Raw genomic sequence first — 19,156 nt, forward strand, 5'->3', positions numbered from 1 at the left:
TTTTACGAAGAACTTGGCGCCGCCGACTTTGCCATCTCGGCGCCATGAGATTCTCAACGCTCTGAGCGGCGTCGCGATGGAACCTATCTGGAGCCAGCCACCGGGTTCCCACTGGGCGAATTGCAGCTGACCCTCAGCTTGTAAAGATTGCAGGCACATGTACCGGCCAGCGCCAGGGCAGGATCGCCACAAGATCGAACCGCAAGGACAGCAACGCCTGATCCGGTTGGCGCGCCAGCCATTGATCGGCTGCCGCCTCGATGCGGCGCTGCGCAAGAACGTTTACCGAGTCCATGGCCTGGTCGAGCCTTGCCCGTGCCTTCACCTCGATAATGGCGACGATATTGCCGCGGCGGGCAATCAGATCGATCTCGCCGACCTTGGTGCGGTAGCGGCGGGTGACTATGCGATAGCCCTTCAGCATGAGGGCGAGCGCGGCGAGCCGCTCGGCGGAATGGCCGCGGCGGTATGCCTTGCGCCTGCCGCCCCGCTCGCTCATTTCATCGCCAGTAACCGTTGATAGAGCTCGCCCTTGGGCCGCCCCGTCATCCGCGCCGCCTCACCGGCCGCCTTTGCCGGCGACATTTCGAGGACGAGCGCCCGCAGCAACGCGTCGACATCTTCGTCCGAGCGGGGGATATTCGCATCCTCGACGGGAGAGCCGACGACGAGAACCACCTCGCCGCGAATACGATCCTCGTCCGCGAACGTCTCGGCCAGCTTTTTCAGCGGCAGGGTCACAATGGTCTCGTAGGTCTTGGTCAACTCGCGGCAGAGGGAAGCCGGTCGTTCTGCGCCAAATATATCGGCCATGTCCGCAAGCGTCGCGGCAGCACGGTTGGGCGATTCGAAGAAAACCAGCGCCGCATCGAGCGCCTTGAGTTCGGCCAGCCGGGCACGGCGCTGACCCTGTTTCGACGATAAAAAGCCGGCAAAGTAAAACGAATCCTTGAAGAGGCCCGACGCCGTCAGCGCGGCGAGGACAGATGAGGCGCCGGGAATGGGTACCACCCTGATGCCGGCCGCCTTGGCCGCCGGCACCAGCCTGCCGCCGGGATCGGCGACGAGTGGCGTTCCCGCATCGGAGACGAGTGCAACGCTCTTTCCGGCAAGCAGCGCCTCAATGAGTTTAGGGCCGGCGATTTCGGCATTGTGCTCGTGATAGGCGAAAGGGCGGCGTGACATGCCATAGCGCTCCAACAGGACGCGGCTCACCCGGGTATCCTCGCAGGCAATGATGTCCGCGGCGGCCAGGGTTTCAATGCCGCGGATCGTCATATCGCCGAGATTGCCGATGGGCGTCGCCACGATGTAGAGCGCCGGCTCGAGCGGGCGAGCCCGGAAACTGGCGCTGCCGATCTGATAATGCCGGTCGCCGGTTTCAGCTTCGGACAATGTTTTTCCCCTCAAGCCGCGAGATCTGCGATGACCGCATTGAGAACGATCGCGCCCTGCGGGGTCGTGCGTATGCGGCTATTGCCGACATACTCGATAAGCCCCTGCTCGGCGAGGGAAATTACCCGCTTCTCCTTGACGCTGTGCCCGGTAAGACGTTCGTAGCGCGCAAGGTCGATCCCCTCGACAAGCCGCAGGCCCATGAGCAGGAATTCGTCGCCTTCCTGCTCGCGGTCAAGACGCTCTTCCTCGATAATGCCGTGTCCCGCTGCCTCGACCTTTTCGACCCAGGTTTCAGGATGGCGCTCGATGATCGTGACGGCGCGGATATTGTCCTCGACAAAGCGCCCATGGGCGCCGGGTCCCACACCGACATATTCGCCGTAGCGCCAATAGACGAGATTGTGCTGCGACTCTGCGCCGGGAATGGCATGATTGGAAATCTCGTAGGCCGGCAGACCGTGCTTTGCAGTCACATCCTGCGTCTCGGCATAGAGCGCGGCCGCATGATCGCCATCCGGCGTAACGAGCTTTCCTGCCTGCCAGAGATTGTAGAAGGGCGTGCCTTCTTCGATGGTCAACTGATAAAGCGAGAGGTGATCGGCGGCGAAGGAGATGGCACGCACAAGTTCTTCACGCCATGCCTCGACGCTCTGGTCTGGCCGCGCATAGATGAGGTCGAAGGACAGCCGCGGGAAAATTTCCCGTGCAAGGCTGATCGCCGCAAGTGCCTCATCGACACTGTGCATGCGGCCGAGGCGGCGCAGATCGACATCATTCAATGCCTGCACGCCAAGCGAAACCCGGTTCACGCCCGCGGCGCGATAGCCGCGAAACCGATCAGCCTCCACGCTGGTGGGGTTTGCTTCGAGGGTAATCTCGATTCCTTCTGGCACGTGCCAGTTCTGCGCGATCGCATCAAGAACCGAGCCGACCGTATCGGGGTGCATCAGCGAGGGAGTCCCCCCGCCGAGAAATATGCTGGACACTGTGCGCTCGCCGGTGCGCTGGCGCATTGTCGCGAGCTCGCGGGCAAAGGCAGCGGCGAAGCGCTTCTGGTCGACCGGCTGATGCCGCACATGCGAATTGAAATCGCAATAGGGACACTTGGCCATGCAGAACGGCCAGTGCACATAGACGCCAAACCCGCTCTCGCCCTTGTCGGGGTGCGCTTTCGCGCGCCCTCCCTTAACCGCCAACGCGTGGGGGAGGTCGGACCGCAGATCCGGGGCGGCTTGAATCACCGGCAAGGACGCCATCAGACCCGTCCCCCACCCCGTTGCAACCCAACGACCCTCCCCACGAGGGGAAAGGGGAGGCAAACCACAAAACTCCGGCGTGTGATCGGATCGTTGCGGGTCATCCTGCGTCCAGACAATCCCTGGCGAAATGCTGGAAGGCACGGGCGCGGTGCGACAGCGCCTTTTCGTCACCCGGCTTCCAGCCATGCTTCTGTTCAGCAGTCATCTCGCCGAAGGTCGCCTCATAGCCTTCCGGCTTGAATACGGGATCGTAGCCGAAGCCAGCATTACCGCGCGGCGGCCAGACGATCTCGCCCTCGACTTCGCCGCGATAGTAATTGGCTTCACCGTCCGGCCAGGCGAGGCAGATGACGGAGACGAAACGCCCGCTGCGTTCGTCGGGGCTTGTCGCGCCCTTGTCCTGCAAGGCCTTTTCCACCTTTTCCATGCCGTGGCTGAAATCGCGCTTGCCATCGGGAAGCTCCGCCCAGTTCGCCGTGTAAACGCCGGGATCGCCGCCGAGCGCGTCGACGCAAAGGCCGGAATCATCGGAGAGAGCAACGAGGCCGGTCGCCTTCGCCGCCGCATATGCCTTGATATAGGCATTTTGCTCGAACGTGGTTCCGGTCTCATCCGGTTCCGGCAGGCCGAGATCGCCAGCGGAAACCACTTCGAAGCCGAATGGTCCCAGAAGGTCGATCATCTCATTGATCTTGCCCTGATTGTGACTTGCGACGAGCAATTTGCCCTTTTCGAGTTTTCTCATTCCAAATTCCATAATTTCGGTTCTGCGAATTCGATCGAATTTCCGGCGGGATCGCGGAAGTACAGCGAGCGCGCGCCATTCGGCCAGTCGAACTCGCTTTCGATCTCGATGCCATTTGCCTCAAGATGGGATTTCCATCCGGCAATTTCATCCCGTGTTGCCTTGAAACAGACGTGGCCCGGACCTGTTGCCCCATGCGAGGGGATAGGCAGGCTGCCGGGCGGGCGCTCGTTGATCAGCACGGGATCGAACAGGATGAGGACACCGGCGCCGCAGCGAAAGAAGATGGACCGCTTCGGCGTCTCCAATATGATCTCGAGCCCGAGAATGCCGGCATAGAAGTCCTTGGCGGCCGCAAGGTCCGTAACGTAAAGCGCCGTTTCAAGGATACCGGATGGTCGCATCGTCTCGGGCTTTTAGCTCACAGCCATCTGCTGCAGGTTGACCAGCCGCCCGATGCCGTTGCGGGCAAGGCTCATAAGGGCAAGCAGTTCTTCCTCAGAAAAGGGCTCGCCTTCGGCGGTTCCCTGCACCTCGACGATACCACCCTTGCCAGTCATGACAAAGTTCGCGTCCGTCTGTGCCGTCGAATCCTCCTGATAATCGAGGTCGATCACCGGCGCGCCGTTGGAAATTCCGCATGAGATCGCCGCAACATGATCCTTCAGAACTTTTTCGACCTTGATCATCTGGCGCGCTTCCATCCAGCGCAGGCACTCGTGCAGAGCGACCCAACCGCCGGTGATGGCAGCCGTGCGCGTGCCGCCATCGGCCTGGATAACGTCGCAGTCGACCGTGATCTGCACTTCGCCAAGCGCCTGAAGGTCTACGACCGCACGCAGCGAGCGAGCGATCAGCCGCTGGATTTCCAGCGTGCGACCGCCCTGTTTGCCAGAGGATGCCTCGCGGCGCATGCGATCGCCGGTCGAGCGCGGCAACATGCCGTATTCGGCCGTTACCCAACCCTTGCCGGTGTTGCGCATCCAGCCTGGCACCTTTTCCTCAAGGCTCGCTGTGCACAAAACGTGGGTGTCGCCGAATTTGACAAGGCACGAGCCCTCGGCATGCTTGGAAACGCCGCGTTCGAAGGAGATGGCGCGCATCTCGTCGGGGGCTCGCTTGGAAGGACGCATTGGAAAGACCTCTTTGAAAATCTGTGGTCCGGCCTTTTAGCCGTGATGGCAGATCGAAGCAAAGGCTTTGATGATTGCCCGGACAATGCTTATATCAGGGCTGTAATAAGCAGACATACGAGGCAAGATGAAACGGGCCGTGGTACCGGAGGCATATCAGTCGCTTGACCAGCGGTCGCGCGACATTTTCCGGCGCATCGTCGAGAGCTATCTTGGCGACGGCGAACCGGTCGGCTCGCGCAACCTTTCGCGGATTCTGCCCGTGTCGCTGTCGCCGGCGACGATCCGCAACGTCATGAGCGATCTCGAGCATCTCGGACTGGTCTATGCACCGCATATTTCGGCCGGACGCCTGCCGACGCAGCTCGGGCTGCGCTTCTTCGTCGACGCCTTCATGGAAGTTGGCGATCTTTCCGCCGCCGAGCGCAACTCGATCGAGGCGCAGGTTCGTGCCTCAAGCGAAGACCAGTCGACTGAAACCGTGCTGACTCAGGCGAGCCAAATCCTCTCCGGCATGTCGCGCGGTGCCGGTCTTGTGCTTGCGACCAAGGCGGAAGGTGCACTGAAACACATCGAGTTCGTGCGCCTTGAGCCGACCAAGGCACTGGCCGTTCTTGTCAGCCAGAGCGGGGATATCGAAAATCGCGTTATCGATTTGCCCGTCGGCGTGACGCCCTCACAGCTCATCGAAGCTTCGAACTTTCTCAATGCGCATATCCAGGGCCGCACGATCAGCGAGGCGCGCCAGGAAATCGGCCGGCTCAAGGACGAGACCCAGCAGGCGCTCGATGCCTTGTCGCAGCATCTGGTGCAACAGGGGCTCGCGGTCTGGGGTGGCGCAGGCAGCGGACAGCCGCCGCGCCTGATCGTACGCGGGCGCGGCAATCTTCTCGATTCGATCAACGCCGAGGCCGATCTCGACAGGCTGCGCCATCTCTTTGACGATCTCGAAACCAAGGAAGGAACGCTGCAGCTTCTTGACCTCGCCGAGGCGGGACCGGGCGTGCGCATCTTTATCGGGTCGGAAAACAAGCTGTTCTCGCTGTCGGGTTCGTCGCTGGTGATCGCGCCCTATCGGGACTCGGAGCAGCGCATCATCGGCGCCCTCGGCGTCATCGGCCCGACCCGGTTGAACTATGCCCGGATCGTGCCGATGGTCGACTATACCGCCCAGCTCGTATCCCGCCTTTTGCGATAAGACTTGATTTTCAAGAGCCGAACGTCGATATCCAGCGCAACTTCGAAAAATGAACGGACAGGATAGATGGCTGAAGACAAGAAACTTCACGACACCCCGGATCTCGATCAGCGCGACCTGAAGAATCCGCGCGATCGCGATGCGCTGAAGCGCGCTGCCGATGATTTTCTTAAATCGCGCAAGGCCGAGGAATATGCGCTTGCCGAGGAAGACCAGGAGCAGGCAACGACCGCCGAACTCGACGCGCTGCGCGCCGAAAATAACGATCTGAAGGACCAGTTGCTGCGCCTTGCCGCAGATATGGAAAACCTGCGCAAGCGAACCGCACGCGACGTCCATGACGCGCGCAGCTATTCGGTTGCGAACTTCGCCCGCGACATGCTTGCTGTTTCCGACAATCTGAAGCGCGCCATCGAAGCGGTTCCCGCCGATGCACTCGCAGGCGGCGATGCCGGCCTTAAGGGCCTCGTAGAGGGCGTCGAGATGACGGAACGCTCCATGCTCACCGCAATGGAACGCCACGGCGTCAAGAAAATCGAGCCGCAAGGCCAGAAGTTCGATCCGAACTTCCACCAGGCGATGTTCGAAATTCCGAATGCGGATGTTCCGCATAATACGGTGGTTCAGGTTGCGCAGGCCGGCTTTGTCATCGGCGACCGCGTGCTGCGTCCGGCGCTGGTCGGCGTGTCGCGGGGCGGACCCAAGCAGGCGGCCGGCGAAGCCCAACCGGAACCCGGCCCAATCAATCCGCAGGCTGAAAAAGACGCCTGACGGTCTTAACAACGTTCCAAGAGCCGCATTTCCCTGACCGGAATGCGGCTCTTTTCATTTTCCGGTCATGCTCTATCGTGGGACAAAATAACGGCGAGGGGAAACTGCCGGTGACCATGATTCAGCTGTTCAACTATGCCGGAATTTTCGTTTTCGCCGCGACGGGAGCTCTGGCAGCCTCGCGGCGCCAGCTCGACATCATGGCTTTCATCTTTCTCGCCGCGGTCACCGGGATCGGCGGCGGGACGTTGCGCGACCTCATCCTCGGCGTACCCGTCTTCTGGGTGAAGGATCCGATGAGCCTACTTGTCTGCGCCGCAGCGGCAATCCTGGTCTATTTCACCGCCAACCTGCTTGAATCACGCTATCGCGTTCTCCTCTGGCTCGATGCGGTCGGGCTTGCCGCCTACAGCGTGATGGGCGCGGCGAAGAGCCTTGCACTCGGCTTCGACTCGACCATTGCGGTGGTGACCGGCATCATGACGGCGACATTCGGCGGCATCTTGCGTGATATCATTTCGGGGGAGCCATCCGTGGTGATGCGCCGCGAAATTTATGTCACGGCGGCGCTCGCCGGCTCACTTGTCTATATCGTGCTGCACCGGCTTGCCGTCGGGACGGAGATTTCCGCGCTCGTCGCGGCGCTTGCCGCCTTCACGGTTCGAGGCGGCGCGCTCTATTTCGGCTGGTATCTGCCGACCTATCACAAGCCCGGCCGCAGCGCGGACGAGCTTGAGCGGGAAGGCTTGATCAGAGCAGCCCCGCCCGCTCCGCCGCGGCCTTCAGATTGATCTGCGGACGCGGACCGATCTGCTGGATGACAAGACCCGCCGTCAGCGAGCCGAGGCGGGCGCAATCGGTCAGCGAGCGGCCGTTGGTGTAGCCGAAGAGGAAACCCGCTGCATAAAGATCGCCCGCGCCTGTGGTATCGACCAGTTCCTCGATCTCGATGGCTGGAACCGCGACGGTCTCGTCGCCGGAAACGACGACAGAACCTTTTTCCGAACGGGTGACGGCAGCGAGCTTGCAATCCCTGCGGATCAGCTCGAGCCCTTCCTCAAAGTTGTCCGTCTGGTACAGCGATTTCATTTCCGCCTCGTTGGCAAAAACGATATCGACCGTGCCGGAGCGCATCAGATCGAGAAACTCCTCGCGGTAGCGATCGACGCAGAACGGATCCGAGAGGGTCATCGAGACTTCCCGCTTGTGCTCATGAGCGATCTTTGCCGACAGGCGGATAGCTTCCTTGGCGCGCGGCGGATCCCAGAGATATCCCTCGAAATAGGTGACCTTGGCCTGGGAAACCTTGGAACTCTCGACATCCTCCGGCCCGAGCTCGATGCAGGCGCCGAGATAGGTGTTCATCGAGCGCTCGCCATCGGGCGTCACGAAAATCATCGAACGGGCGGTGGGCGGCGGGGAAGCCAGCACACGCGTGTCGAAGGCGACCCCTTGCGAACGGATATCATGGGTAAAAACGTGGCCCAGCTGATCGTCCGCTACCTTGCCGAAATAGGCGGCGCGTCCGCCGAGGCTGGCAAGGCCCGCCGCGGTATTGCCGGCGCTGCCGCCGGACGCCTCGATCGCGGGACCCATGCGCTCGTAGAGGAACTCGGCCCGATCGGCGTCGATCAGGTTCATTGCATTTTTGATAATGCCGTTCTTGATGATGAAATCGTCATCGGTGCGGGCAATGATATCGACAATGGCGTTGCCTATGCAAAGCACGTCATAAGTGGACATGGAAACTCCGGGATAGATCGCAAACCTGTTGGCGTTGTTTTGCCTGCTCTACCCCGTCGCGACAGAATTGACCACCCCCCACTTGGGCGAACACCTTGTCCGAAGGGTCAGTTGCGCTTATGTCGGGTGCCTACGCCATGGAGCAAAATGCCCGATGATCGTCGAAAGCGCCCGCGCCGCCGCCAGTCACCTCTTCCGTCCGGAATTTCGCGCTGTCCTGTGGAAATCGCTGGGGCTGACATTGCTGCTGCTCGTCGGCGCATGGTTCGGGCTGCGCGAAATCTTCGAATGGCTCGCGCTCCCTTTTTTCGAAGGAATGATGCCGGATTTGCCATCCTGGACAGGCTGGATCGGCTTCATCGCCGGCCTGTTTGCCAGCATCGGGCTTGCATTGGGACTGGCGCTGCTGATTGCTCCAGTCACCGCCATCGTAGCCGGACTATTTCTTGACGATGTTGCGGAGGTCGTCGAAAAGGAAGACTACCCTGGCGACCCGGCCGGAAAGCCGCTTCCCGCCATGCGCTCGATGGTTCTTTCGATCAGGTTCTTTGGCGTCGTCATTCTCGGCAATATTGCCGCCCTGCTGATGTTGCTCATTCCCGGCATCAACCTGATCGCATTCTTCATCGTCAATGGCTATCTGCTGGGCCGCGAGTTCTTCGAGTTCGCCGCGATGCGTTTTCGATCCGAAGCCGAAGCAAAGGCCTTGCGGGCGCAGAATGCCGGTACGGTCTTCCTCGCGGGCCTCGTCATCGCCGCATTCATGGCCGTGCCACTGCTCAACCTTCTGACGCCGCTCTTTGCCGCAGCGCTCATGGTGCACCTCCACAAGGCCGTCGCCCGTGCGGCACGGCCTGTACCTGTCAGATAGCCTGCGGCGGCAGCGGCACCAGCGGCGCCGGGATTTCCGAGGTCTTTTCCGCAGCCTTGCAGATATCGGCGATGACACAGGCCGGACATTCCGGCCTGTGCGCCTTGCACACGTATCGGCCGTGCAGGATCAGCCAGTGATGCGCATGATAGAGATATTCCGACGGAATGACCTTCATCAGCTTTGCCTCCACCTCGTCCGGAGTCTTGCCGGGCGCAAGGCCAAGGCGGTTGCCGATGCGGAAGATGTGCGTGTCCACCGCCATCGTAGCCTGGCCGAACGCCATGCTGAGGACGACATTGGCAGTCTTACGGCCAACCCCCGGCAGCTTGACCAGTTCGTCACGATCGTCGGGAACGACGCTGCCATATTTTTCGACCAGTGCTTGCGATAGCGCGATGACATTCTTGGCCTTGTTGCGCCACAGCCCGATCGTTCGGATATATTCGCCGAGCCTCTCTACCCCTAGGGCCATCATCTTTTCCGGCGTGTCGGCGACCTTGAAGAGCGCGCGCGTCGCCTTGTTGACGCCGACATCGGTTGCCTGCGCCGAAAGCGCCACGGCGACAAGCAGGGTGAACGGATTGATGTGTTCGAGTTCCCCCTTTGGCTCCGGCCGCTGGATCGAAAACCGCCGAAATATCTCGTGGATCTCCGCCGCCGTGTAGCGCGTACCCGGAACACGCCGCTCTTCCTTGGCGGGCCTGGCGGTCACAGCGTTCTGATCGATTTTCGGCTTGGGATTTTCCATGACCCCTCTATACTTGAGCCCTATGAGCCAAACAACAAACCCGATTGACCCGGCCGCGATCAACGAAGAAGAAATCTTCCGTGCGCTTCTTGTGCCACATCGATCGCTTGGCCGTTTCGGATTTCTTGTTCTTATGGGAACGCTTGGGGTCAGCAGTTTTATGACCGGCCTTTTCTTTCTGTCGATCGGCGCCTGGCCGGTATTCGGCTTCTTCGGGCTGGACGTCGTCATCGTCTACGTGGCGTTTCGCATGAACTACGCTGCAGCGAAAGCACACGAAGAAGTCAGCATTTCGCGCGTAGCCCTGCACATCCGCCAGGTCGCGCCTTCGGGACGGGCAAAGCAGCACGAATTCAACCCTTACTGGACACGGTTCAGCATTGCCCGCCATGCCGAGATCGGCATTACCTCGATGCGGGTCGAGGGACAGGGCAAGGCTGTCATCATCGGCTCGTTCCTCAATCCAGACGACCGCGAAAGCTTTGCCTCGGCCTTTCAGACAGCGCTTGCGACCGCGAAAGGACGCTGATCTTTTCGACCAGTCCGGCCGTCAAGAATCGGGTGGCGGCGACAGCGGGTGCGTGGTCATATATCCTCAACACAAGAGGTAAAAGCTCATGAAACCGCACGCCATACTTCAAAAAGACATCACTCCGACCGGCGACGATTATGCCATCGTCAGCCACATCATCGAACGCATCAGCAAGGACTATCGCGACCAGCCTTCGCTTGAGACCCTGGCGCGCGACACCGGCCTTTCGCCGACGGCGCTGCAAAAGCTCTTCACGCGCTGGGCCGGGCTTTCACCAAAGGGTTTCCTGCAGGCGGTAACGATCGATCATGCGCGCCGGCTGCTCGATGAAGGCATGCCGCTGCTCGAAACCGCCTATGAGACCGGACTTTCCGGCCCCGGAAGGCTGCACGATCTCTTCGTTACCCATGAAGGCATGTCGCCGGGAGACTATAAGAGCCGCGGCGCAGGCCTGACGATCCGATATGGCTTTCTCATATCGCCGTTCGGGCTGGCGCTCATCATGGTGACGGATCGCGGTCTTGCCGGCCTCGCCTTTGCTGACGCCGGCAAGGAGCGAGAAGCGCTTGCCGACATGTCGTCGCGCTGGCCAAATGCCACCTACGTCGAGGATCTGGCGGCCACAGCCCCCTATGCCGGGCGGATTTTCAATCCGGCGGAATGGCGCGCGGACCGTCCATTGAAAGTCGTGACGATCGGCACCGATTTTCAGCTGCGGGTCTGGGAAGCGCTGCTCAAGATTCCGATGGGCAAATGCGTCGCCTACTCTGATATCGCCGCTGACATCGGCTCGCCCAACGCCTCGCGCGCCGTCGGTGCGGCGATCGGCGCCAACCCGGTTTCCTTCGTTGTTCCCTGCCACCGCGCCGTCGGAAAGTCGGGAGCCTTGACCGGATATCATTGGGGCCTCACTCGCAAGCGCGCCATTCTCGGCTGGGAGGCAGGGCATCTCGCACAGGAGGCGCCGCACAGCCAAGCAGGCTGAGAACCGTCTTCTCCCAAGACCGCCAGAAAGCCCGGCCGTGTGCCGGGCTTTTGCGTTGAAACTTCTCGCAACGTGGCCCTTGACCTTCCAGTCACTGGAAAGATTACCTTTCGTGCATTACTTAGTTGAAGGCGGAAAGCAGGACCATGAAGCACGAGCACGCGAACCACCAGCACCACGGCCATAATTGCTGCGGCGGGCATCAATCCGCAGCAGCCGAGGTCGTTCGCGATCCGGTATGCGGCATGTTTGTGGATCCTGACGCGGGAAAGCCAACGGCCGAACATGGCGGGCGCCTTTTCCATTTCTGCTCGACCGGCTGCGAGGCGAAGTTCGTGAAGGATCCGGAAGCCTATATCGAGGCAACGGATCCGGTATGCGGCATGAAGGTCGACCGGGCCAGCGCCAAGCATTTCCTGCGCCAGGAAGGCGAGAAATACTACTTCTGTTCGGCGGGCTGCATGGCGAAGTTCGAGAAAGCCCCGGAGGATTATCTCGGCGACCGGCCCCTGCCAAAGCCTGTGCCAGCCGCAACGCAATATACGTGCCCGATGCATCCTGAGGTCGTTCGGGACGGTCCCGGCGCCTGCCCGATCTGCGGCATGGCCCTTGAAGCGATGGGCATACCGACGGGCGACGAAGGCCCCAATCCGGAGCTCGTCGATTTCACCCGCCGCTTCTGGATCAGCGCCCTCTGTTCGGTGCCGCTGCTCGTCATCACCATGGGGCCGATGCTCGGTCTCCCGTTCCGCGACTGGCTTGGCGAGCGCCTCGCCGTATGGATCGAGTTTGCGCTGGCGACGCCGGTCGTCGTCTGGGCGGCTATCCCCTTTTTCGAGCGCGCCTTTGCCTCATTCGTCAATCGAAGCCCTAATATGTGGACGCTCATCGCCATCGGCGTTGGCGCGGCCTACGCGTTCAGTGTCGTCGCGACGCTGTTTCCGGATATTTTCCCGCATTCCTTCCGTGGCCATGGCGGCATGGTTCCGGTCTATTTCGAAGCCGCCGCGGTGATCGTTGCCCTCGTCTTTCTCGGCCAGGTACTGGAACTCAAGGCCCGCGAACGAACCGGCTCGGCAATACGCGCCCTGCTCGACCTTGCGCCGAAGACGGCACGTCGCGTCGGCGGGGGCGGCGCCGAGATGGACGTTCCGCTCGACGAGGTCGCCGTGGGCGACAAGCTGCGTGTTCGTCCCGGCGAAAGCATTCCGGTCGACGGCATCGTGCTCGAGGGGCGCACGTCGATCGACGAATCCATGATTACGGGCGAACCGCTGCCGGTGGAGAAAGCCGAGAGTGACCAGGTCACGGGTGGGACGCTCAATCGCAACGGCACGCTGCTCATCAAAGCCGAAAAGGTCGGCGCGGATACGGTGCTGTCGCAGATCGTCGGCATGGTCGCGGCGGCGCAGCGTTCGCGCGCACCGATACAGGGCCTCGCTGACCGGGTTGCAAGCTATTTCGTTCCGACCGTCGTGCTCGTCGCCATGCTGGCATTCGCCGCCTGGGCGCTTCTCGGCCCCGAGCCGAGCATGATCCACGGCCTTGTCGCGGCGGTCTCGGTGCTCATCATTGCCTGCCCCTGCGCGCTTGGTCTGGCAACGCCGATGTCGATCATGACGGCAACGGGACGTGGCGCCCACGCAGGCGTTCTCATCAAGGATGCTGAAGCGCTCGAACGCTTTGCCGGCGTCGATACGCTGATTGTCGACAAGACCGGCACGCTGACCGAAGGCAAGCCCCGGTTGACCGATCTCATCGCTCAGCCGCCTTTCAATGACGGCGAACTCCTGGCACTCGCCGCAGGCCTCGAAAAAGGTTCCGAGCATCCGCTGGCCGAAGCCATCGTCGACGGCGCGAGGGATCGCGGCCTCACAGTCCCCGACGCAACCGGTTTCGAAGCCGTCACCGGCAAGGGCGTTACCGGTATTGTCGGCGGACGCAACGTTGCGCTCGGCAACCGCGCCATGATGCAGGATGTCGGCGCCGATGTTCTGCCGCTTCAGGATCGCGCCGACGCATTGCGCGCCGCAGGCAAGAGCGCGCTGTTCATCGCCGTTGACGGCAAGGCCGCCGGCATTGTTGCCGTTGCCGATCCGATCAAGGCGACGAGCGCTGAGGCGATTCGCCTGCTGCAGGCTGCGGGTCTGAAGATCATCATGGCGACAGGCGACAACGCCGTGACCGCTCGGGCCGTGGCTTCGCAGCTTGGCATCGATGAGGTGCGCGCCGATATGCTGCCCGAGAGCAAGAAAGCGCTGGTGGATGAACTGCGACATGGCGGCGCCAAGGTTGCGATGGCTGGCGATGGCATCAACGATTCGCCCGCCCTTGCCGCAGCCGATGTCGGCATCGCCATGGGTACGGGCGCAGACGTCGCCATGGAAAGCGCGGGCATAACCCTCGTCAAGGGCGACCTCAACGGCATTGTCCGCGCGCGTCACTTGGCCGAGGCGACGCTTCGCAACATCAAGCAGAACCTCTTCTTCGCCTTCATCTACAACGTGCTCGGCGTGCCGGTCGCGGCGGGCGTCCTCTATCCGGTCTTCGGCCTTCTGCTTTCGCCGATGCTTGCCGCTGCGGCGATGAGCCTTTCATCGGTTTCGGTCATTGCCAACGCGCTGCGCCTGCGCACCGTCAAACTGTGAGGTTGCCATGAATATCGGGACCGCTTCCGACAAATCCGGCCTGCCGCCCAAGACGATCCGTTATTACGAGGATATCGGCTTGCTGAAGCCCGGACGCGCGGAAAATGGCTACCGCGACTATTCCATGTCCGATGTGCACAAGCTGCGCTTCCTGCAGCGCTCGCGCGGCCTTGGATTCTCCGTAGAGGAATGCCGACAGCTCCTTGCACTCTACGAGGACAAGGAGCGCGCCAGCGCCGACGTAAAGGCAATCGCGCAATCAAAGCTCGGTGAGATCGAACGGAAGATTCTGGAACTGCGCGAGTTGCAGCACACGCTGCAACATCTGGTCGCCCATTGTCACGGCGACCAGCGGCCTGACTGCCCAATTCTCGAGACGATTTCAGGAAGGAACTGACAGAAGGTCAGACAAGCGTCGAAACAACATCGGCCGAAATACGCAGTTCGCGCATCGGCCGGACCACTGCCGTCGTCTCGCTATAGATCGGATGCGCCTTGTAAGCCGCGAGCGCTTCGGCATTCTCGAACTCGCCATAGACCACGACATCGATCTCGCCGGAGATCGGATCCGTCTTCGTGTTCTGCATCACTTCGAACACATTCGAATGCGGAATTTCGCCGAGGCGCTTGAGGCCCTCGACAATTGCTCCCACGTCTTCCTTGTTCCGGGCACTGAAAAACACAATATGACGGATCACGGCTAGGCTTCCTGCTGCATAGTTTGCGCGGGACTTTCCACACTCGGCCGGTTGCGTCAATAGATGTGCTGTCGCAGCCCAGCCGATCCACGCCTTGGCTTTTCCGACGAAGCTGGGGTAAACGTTCTGGCCTGTCCCTGAGATTTGAGTATGGGCCGCGTAAAACAGCTTGAGGCATCCATGGCCGATTACGGTCAAAAAAACAGACCCGATCCCGACAGACTTTTGCAACTTGCGACGCGCGAAACGCGTGGCAAGCTCACGGTGTTTCTCGGCGCGGCACCCGGTGTCGGCAAGACCTATGCCATGTTGCAGCGCGCCCGCCGCCTCAAGGAAGAGGGCGAGGATATCGTCGTCGGCATTGCCGAAACCCACGGACGCGCCGAGACCGCCGAATTGCTCAAGGGGCTGGACGTTATCCCGCGCAAGGAAGTGACCTATCGCGAACGGCTTCTCGAGGAATTCGATATCGATGCAGCCATCGCGCGCAAGCCGAAAGTGCTCATTGTCGATGAGCTCGCCCATACCAACGTTCCCGGCAGCCGCCACCCCAAGCGTCATCAGGATGTCGAGGAACTGCTCTGGCTCGGCATTGACGTCTGGACAGCCATGAACGTCCAGCATCTCGAAAGCGTATCCGATATCGTATCGAGCATCACAGGCGTCACGGTGCGCGAGATTGTCCCCGATACGGTGTTGAAACGCGCCGACGATGTCCTTCTCGTCGACCTGCCCCCGGCGGAACTGATCGAACGCCTGAGAGAGGGCAAGATTTATCTCCCCGGCAATGCGGAGCGGGCGGCAGAAGGCTTCTTCAAGCCTGCAAACCTCACTGCCCTGCGCGAGCTTGCGTTGCGGCGTACTGCCGATCGCGTCGACGATCAGATGATCGATATCCTGCGCCAGCAGGCGATCGAAGGTCCGTGGGCGACGGGCGAGCGCCTCCTCGTCTGTGTCGGTCCAGACAGTCTATCCGACAAGGTTGTGCGCACCGCCAGTCGTCTCGCTTCCGGTCTCAATGCGCGCTGGCTTGTCGTTTCGATGACGCAGACCAGCGATCTCGGCGGCGAGACCGGCAAGCGCATCGACGCCCTGCTCGATCTTGCCGAACGCCTCGGCGCAGAAACACGGCGCGTCATCGCCGACGACTTCGTCGAGGAAATCTTCCGCATTGCCCGACGTGAGAATGTCACGCAGATCGTTGTTGGCCGTCCCAAGCCAAGGCGGCTCGCCAATCCGTTCCGCCGGTCCCTTCCCGATGAAATCATCAAACGCTTTACCGATGTCGGCGTTCATATCGTCACCGGCGAAGAACAGGACGTTTCCTATGCGCCGCCCAGACTGCGCAAGCGTTCGCGGCTGGAACTCGCCCTCGCCGTTGGCGTTCCCGTGGCAACGACGGGTGCGACGACACTGCTCGGGCTGACGGCCAGCAATGTCGTGCATCCGCAGAATCTGTCGATGGTATTCCTCGTTGCCGTCATCCTTTCCGGCATGATCTGCGGGCGTCTTTCGGCCGTGATCGCGGCTGGCCTTGCCTTTGTCTTCTATAATTTCTTCTTTCTCGAACCGATACACGATCTCAGCATAGCCAAGCCGCACCAGCTGCTGTCGCTGATCATATTCCTCGCCGTCGCGCTGATGATCGGCGACCTCACCGGGCGTTTGCGCGAACAGGTGGGCCGCTCTCGCCAACAGGCGAAGAACACGCAGGCGCTTTACGAATTTTCGCGCAAGCTCTCGGGCACGGCGCGACTGGACGACGTGCTTTTCTCGACGGCGACGCACTTGCACGCGACCTTCGGGACAGGCGCTGCGATCTTGCTTCCGGACGAGGGCGAATTGAGCGTGCAGGCGGCCTGGCCGCCTGATTCAAACCTCGATGGCACCGACATGACCGCAGCGCGCTGGGCTTTTGAGAAGAACGAGCGGGCTGGCCACGACACCGCGACATTGCCGCAGATCGGGTGGGAATTCCTGCCCATCCTCACCTCGCATGGCGTTGCAGGCGTCATTGGTCTCCAAATGGACGACCGCGACGTTCTGACCGAGGAGGACGACCGCATGCTGACAGCGATCCTCGATCAGGCGGCCATTGCCATCGATCGCGCACAACTTGTTAAGGAAAACGCGAAGACGACCGCTCTGCAGGAGAGCGAACAGCTGCATACGGCGCTGTTTTCATCGCTCTCCCATGACCTCAAGACGCCACTTGCCTCGATCACCGGTGCGATCACGACCCTGCGCCAGCTCGGCGACCGCATAAAGCAGGAGAGCCGGGATGACCTTCTGCTTTCGATTGAGGAAGAGGCCGGCCGCCTTACGCGTTTCGTCGCCAATCTCTTCGACATGACCCGAATCGAGGCCGGCACCCTGAAGATCAGGAATGTGCCGGTCGATGCGTCGGAGGTCATCACCGCCTCGATCGAGCGCATAAAGAAGCTCAAGCCCGATATTGTCGTCGATATCAGCGTCGCCCCCGACCTGCCGATGGTCAAAGGCGATGCCTCAATGCTCGGGCAAGTCCTGTTCAATCTCCTCGACAATGCAGCGAAATATGCCGGCGACGGCCCGGTTACGATCTATGCGCGCCAGGACGACAGCGCGGTGGCGATCAGCGTCACCGACCAGGGCAAGGGTATTCCCCCGAAGGATCTCGACAAGATTTTCGACAAGTTCTATCGCCGTACCAAGGGCGATGGCCGCGCACCCGGTACCGGCCTCGGGCTTTCGATCGCGCGCGGCTTCGTCGAGTCGATGGGCGGGACGATCAAGGCGGAAAGCCCGGCGGTGCGCAAGCGTGGCACCAGATTCATCATCCGCCTGCCCGTCGCCAATCCAGCAGGAGCGCATGAATGAACCAGCATCGCATCCTCGTTGTCGACGATGAGCCGCAAATTCAGCGGTTCCTGCATCCGGCACTGACGGCGTCGGGTTATGAGGTCATTCAGGCGGCGACCGGCGGCGAGGCGGAGCGCATGGTTGCAACGAGCGCGCCGGACCTCGTTATCCTCGACCTTGGCCTGCCGGACAAGGATGGTAAGGACGTCATCGAGACTGTGCGCGCATTTTCCGATGTTCCGATCATTGTCCTTTCGGCGCGCGACCGCGAGGCGGAAAAGATTGCCGCGCTCGATCTCGGCGCCAATGACTATGTGGAAAAGCCCTTCGGCATCGGCGAACTTTTAGCACGCATCCGCACCAGCCTGCGCCGCCAGGTGGCGGGGGCGAGCGTTCCCTCGCGCTTCGAGGTCAATGGGCTCGTCGTGGACACCGCCAAGCGCATGGTGACGCGCAACGATCAGGAAGTGCACCTGACGCGCAAGGAGTACCAGTTGCTGGTCCACCTTGTGCTCCATGCGGGCATGGTCGTGACCCATCGCCAGTTGCTCGCTTCCGTATGGGGAGCGGCCCATGTCGAGGACCTGCAATATTTGCGTGTCTTCGTCGGGCAATTGCGGGCAAAGATCGAGGACGATGCGAACAACCCGCAGTTCATTCGCACCGAGCCCGGCGTCGGCTACCGCTTCATCGCCGAGTGATCAACCGAGCGTCGAGTTGAAGGCTCCGCCGTCGAGCAGGAGATTCTGGCCGACGATGAAGCCGGAATACTGGCTGCAGAGGAATGCCGCAGCCGCGCCGAATTCCTCAGCCGTACCGTAGCGTCCTGCGGGATTGTCAGCATAGGCCTCTTTCCGCGCTTCCTCGATCGATATGCCCTTTTCCTTGGCGGAGCGCTCGATGAAACCCTTGGTTCGGTCGGTGTCATGCGATCCGGGCAGGAGATTGTTGATGATAACGCCATGGCGGGCGACCTGACGCGACGTTCCCGCGACGAAGCCGGTAAGGCCGCTGCGTGCAGCGTTGGAAAGCCCGAGCTGTGCGATCGGCGCCTTGACGGAACCTGAGGTAATGTTGACCACGCGTCCCCATTTGCGCTCGATCATACCGGGCAAAATCGCCTTCATGAGCAGGATCGGCGTCAGCATATTGTTGTTGATCGCCTTCAGCCACTCTTCTTCGCCCCAGTCGGACCAGACGCCGGGAGGCGGGCCGCCGGCATTGTTGATAAGGATGTCGGGCTGCGGTTCCGCCTGAAGCAAGGCTTGCCGCCCGGCCTCCGTAGTGACGTCCTCCGCCACGATCTGAACCTTCACGCCGTACTTGCTTGCTATCGCATCCGCAGTCGCCTTGAGGGTCGACTCGGTGCGCGCATTCAAAGTCAGATCGACACCCGCCTCGGCGAGCTTTTCTGCGACACCGCGCCCCAGCCCCTTCGAACTTGCACAGACGATAGCGCGTCTGCCCTTGATACCAAGATCCATCTCATCCTCGCCGATTCTTTTCCGGGCACTGGTTATCGACAATTCTTGGCCGCTTTGACAAGCTCTGGTTGATCAAATCAGCGGCAGATCCGGGAAACG

Annotated in this window: 20 protein-coding genes; 10 read left to right on the forward strand and 10 right to left on the reverse strand. The window is 61.3% G+C overall.

All coding sequences use genetic code 11. The annotated features are described in order from the left end of the window. Positions 1-133: 133 nt before the first annotated feature. The 6 genes from GF108_RS02780 to rph all read right to left on the reverse strand — a co-directional run bounded on the left by GF108_RS02780 (position 134) and on the right by rph (position 4,535). Positions 134-499 (reverse strand): YraN family protein, encoded by a 366-nt coding sequence (locus GF108_RS02780; RefSeq protein WP_153666782.1) that lies wholly within the window; start codon positions 497-499, stop codon positions 134-136. Next, positions 496-1,395, reverse strand: coding sequence for a 16S rRNA (cytidine(1402)-2'-O)-methyltransferase (rsmI, locus tag GF108_RS02785; protein ID WP_153666783.1), 900 nt, complete (start codon positions 1,393-1,395; stop codon positions 496-498). The genes GF108_RS02780 and rsmI overlap by 4 nt, the downstream gene beginning before the upstream one ends. A gap of 11 nt (positions 1,396-1,406) precedes the next feature. Beyond that, entirely contained in the window at positions 1,407-2,654 is a 1,248-nt protein-coding gene (gene hemW / locus GF108_RS02790; protein ID WP_153666784.1) for a radical SAM family heme chaperone HemW, read from the reverse strand. A gap of 100 nt (positions 2,655-2,754) precedes the next feature. Further along, on the reverse strand, positions 2,755-3,402 hold the full coding sequence (gene rdgB, locus GF108_RS02795; protein ID WP_153666785.1) for an RdgB/HAM1 family non-canonical purine NTP pyrophosphatase: 648 nt from the start codon (positions 3,400-3,402) through the stop codon (positions 2,755-2,757). Further along, positions 3,399-3,806 (reverse strand): VOC family protein, encoded by a 408-nt coding sequence (locus GF108_RS02800; RefSeq protein ID WP_027230806.1) that lies wholly within the window; start codon positions 3,804-3,806, stop codon positions 3,399-3,401. The genes rdgB and GF108_RS02800 overlap by 4 nt, the downstream gene beginning before the upstream one ends. Before the next feature lie 12 nt (positions 3,807-3,818). Beyond that, entirely contained in the window at positions 3,819-4,535 is a 717-nt protein-coding gene (gene rph, locus GF108_RS02805; RefSeq protein WP_153666786.1) for a ribonuclease PH, read from the reverse strand. A gap of 127 nt (positions 4,536-4,662) precedes the next feature. On the opposite strand from rph, the gene hrcA reads away from it, so the two are divergent. From hrcA to GF108_RS02820, 3 genes are all read left to right on the forward strand, one after another. After that, positions 4,663-5,733 carry a heat-inducible transcriptional repressor HrcA gene (gene hrcA / locus GF108_RS02810; RefSeq protein ID WP_091920566.1) on the forward strand — a complete coding sequence of 357 codons (1,071 nt, stop codon included), beginning with the start codon at positions 4,663-4,665 and terminating at the stop codon, positions 5,731-5,733. Positions 5,734-5,799: 66 nt separating this feature from the next. After that, positions 5,800-6,504 carry a nucleotide exchange factor GrpE gene (gene grpE, locus GF108_RS02815; protein WP_027230809.1) on the forward strand — a complete coding sequence of 235 codons (705 nt, stop codon included), beginning with the start codon at positions 5,800-5,802 and terminating at the stop codon, positions 6,502-6,504. A 110-nt stretch (positions 6,505-6,614) separates the two neighbouring features. After that, on the forward strand, positions 6,615-7,295 hold the full coding sequence (locus tag GF108_RS02820; protein ID WP_370462053.1) for a trimeric intracellular cation channel family protein: 681 nt from the start codon (positions 6,615-6,617) through the stop codon (positions 7,293-7,295). On the opposite strand, the gene GF108_RS02825 is transcribed toward GF108_RS02820, so the two are convergent. Next, positions 7,255-8,247, reverse strand: a complete 993-nt coding sequence (locus GF108_RS02825; RefSeq protein WP_153666787.1) for an adenosine kinase — start codon at positions 8,245-8,247, stop codon at positions 7,255-7,257. The two genes, GF108_RS02820 and GF108_RS02825, sit on opposite strands and share 41 nt — an antisense overlap. 154 nt (positions 8,248-8,401) lie before the next feature. Here GF108_RS02825 and GF108_RS02830 point away from each other — a divergent pair, with 154 nt between their 5' ends. After that, positions 8,402-9,118 (forward strand): sulfate transporter family protein, encoded by a 717-nt coding sequence (locus GF108_RS02830; protein WP_153666788.1) that lies wholly within the window; start codon positions 8,402-8,404, stop codon positions 9,116-9,118. Here GF108_RS02830 and nth read toward each other — a convergent pair. Next, positions 9,111-9,869, reverse strand: a complete 759-nt coding sequence (gene nth, locus GF108_RS02835; protein WP_153666789.1) for an endonuclease III — start codon at positions 9,867-9,869, stop codon at positions 9,111-9,113. The genes GF108_RS02830 and nth overlap by 8 nt on opposite strands. A 22-nt stretch (positions 9,870-9,891) precedes the next feature. Between nth and GF108_RS02840 the strand changes: the two genes are divergently transcribed. The 4 genes from GF108_RS02840 (at position 9,892) to cueR (ending at position 14,431) form a co-directional block, all read left to right on the forward strand. After that, positions 9,892-10,398: a DUF2244 domain-containing protein gene (locus GF108_RS02840; protein ID WP_172982555.1), complete on the forward strand. Its 507-nt coding sequence runs from the start codon at positions 9,892-9,894 to the stop codon at positions 10,396-10,398. 88 nt (positions 10,399-10,486) lie between these two features. Next, the gene (locus GF108_RS02845; RefSeq protein ID WP_153666791.1) at positions 10,487-11,386 is read left to right on the forward strand and encodes a bifunctional helix-turn-helix domain-containing protein/methylated-DNA--[protein]-cysteine S-methyltransferase; all 900 of its coding nucleotides are present in this window, start codon (positions 10,487-10,489) and stop codon (positions 11,384-11,386) included. Positions 11,387-11,532: 146 nt separating this feature from the next. Beyond that, entirely contained in the window at positions 11,533-14,034 is a 2,502-nt protein-coding gene (locus GF108_RS02850) for a heavy metal translocating P-type ATPase (RefSeq protein ID WP_153666792.1), read from the forward strand. A gap of 7 nt (positions 14,035-14,041) precedes the next feature. Then, a complete protein-coding gene (gene cueR / locus GF108_RS02855; RefSeq protein WP_027230816.1) occupies positions 14,042-14,431 on the forward strand; it encodes a Cu(I)-responsive transcriptional regulator in 390 nt (129 codons plus the stop codon). A 7-nt stretch (positions 14,432-14,438) separates the two neighbouring features. Here cueR and GF108_RS02860 read toward each other — a convergent pair whose 3' ends face one another. Beyond that, entirely contained in the window at positions 14,439-14,732 is a 294-nt protein-coding gene (locus tag GF108_RS02860) for a Dabb family protein (protein ID WP_370462054.1), read from the reverse strand. Between the two features lie 150 nt (positions 14,733-14,882). On the opposite strand from GF108_RS02860, the gene GF108_RS02865 reads away from it, so the two are divergent. After that, positions 14,883-17,591, forward strand: a complete 2,709-nt coding sequence (locus GF108_RS02865; protein WP_370462055.1) for an ATP-binding protein — start codon at positions 14,883-14,885, stop codon at positions 17,589-17,591. Further along, positions 17,588-18,274, forward strand: a complete 687-nt coding sequence (locus GF108_RS02870) for a response regulator (RefSeq protein ID WP_153666794.1) — start codon at positions 17,588-17,590, stop codon at positions 18,272-18,274. Before GF108_RS02865 ends, GF108_RS02870 begins: the two co-directional genes overlap by 4 nt. Here GF108_RS02870 and GF108_RS02875 read toward each other — a convergent pair whose 3' ends face one another. Further along, the gene (locus tag GF108_RS02875; RefSeq protein WP_153666795.1) at positions 18,275-19,057 is read right to left on the reverse strand and encodes an SDR family oxidoreductase; all 783 of its coding nucleotides are present in this window, start codon (positions 19,055-19,057) and stop codon (positions 18,275-18,277) included. It abuts the gene before it with no gap. Positions 19,058-19,156 lie beyond the last annotated feature (99 nt).

The sequence above is a fragment of the Phyllobacterium sp. SYP-B3895 genome, assembly GCF_009647635.1.
GTDB lineage: Bacteria > Pseudomonadota > Alphaproteobacteria > Rhizobiales > Rhizobiaceae > Phyllobacterium > Phyllobacterium pellucidum.

Bases quoted from the DNA above. Each gene is read 5' to 3' on its own strand.
- GF108_RS02780 (WP_153666782.1), bottom strand. From the start codon at position 499: ATGAGCGAGCGGGGCGGCAGGCGCAAGGCATACCGCCGCGGCCATTCC.
- hemW (WP_153666784.1), bottom strand. From the start codon at position 2,654: ATGGCGTCCTTGCCGGTGATTCAAGCCGCCCCGGATCTGCGGTCCGAC.
- rdgB (WP_153666785.1), bottom strand. From the start codon at position 3,402: ATGAGAAAACTCGAAAAGGGCAAATTGCTCGTCGCAAGTCACAATCAG.
- GF108_RS02800 (WP_027230806.1), bottom strand. From the start codon at position 3,806: ATGCGACCATCCGGTATCCTTGAAACGGCGCTTTACGTTACGGACCTT.
- rph (WP_153666786.1), bottom strand. From the start codon at position 4,535: ATGCGTCCTTCCAAGCGAGCCCCCGACGAGATGCGCGCCATCTCCTTC.
- hrcA (WP_091920566.1), top strand. From the start codon at position 4,663: ATGAAACGGGCCGTGGTACCGGAGGCATATCAGTCGCTTGACCAGCGG.
- grpE (WP_027230809.1), top strand. From the start codon at position 5,800: ATGGCTGAAGACAAGAAACTTCACGACACCCCGGATCTCGATCAGCGC.
- GF108_RS02825 (WP_153666787.1), bottom strand. From the start codon at position 8,247: ATGTCCACTTATGACGTGCTTTGCATAGGCAACGCCATTGTCGATATC.
- GF108_RS02830 (WP_153666788.1), top strand. From the start codon at position 8,402: ATGATCGTCGAAAGCGCCCGCGCCGCCGCCAGTCACCTCTTCCGTCCG.
- nth (WP_153666789.1), bottom strand. From the start codon at position 9,869: ATGGAAAATCCCAAGCCGAAAATCGATCAGAACGCTGTGACCGCCAGG.
- GF108_RS02840 (WP_172982555.1), top strand. From the start codon at position 9,892: ATGAGCCAAACAACAAACCCGATTGACCCGGCCGCGATCAACGAAGAA.
- GF108_RS02845 (WP_153666791.1), top strand. From the start codon at position 10,487: ATGAAACCGCACGCCATACTTCAAAAAGACATCACTCCGACCGGCGAC.
- GF108_RS02850 (WP_153666792.1), top strand. From the start codon at position 11,533: ATGAAGCACGAGCACGCGAACCACCAGCACCACGGCCATAATTGCTGC.
- cueR (WP_027230816.1), top strand. From the start codon at position 14,042: ATGAATATCGGGACCGCTTCCGACAAATCCGGCCTGCCGCCCAAGACG.
- GF108_RS02865 (WP_370462055.1), top strand. From the start codon at position 14,883: ATGGGCCGCGTAAAACAGCTTGAGGCATCCATGGCCGATTACGGTCAA.
- GF108_RS02870 (WP_153666794.1), top strand. From the start codon at position 17,588: ATGAACCAGCATCGCATCCTCGTTGTCGACGATGAGCCGCAAATTCAG.
- GF108_RS02875 (WP_153666795.1), bottom strand. From the start codon at position 19,057: ATGGATCTTGGTATCAAGGGCAGACGCGCTATCGTCTGTGCAAGTTCG.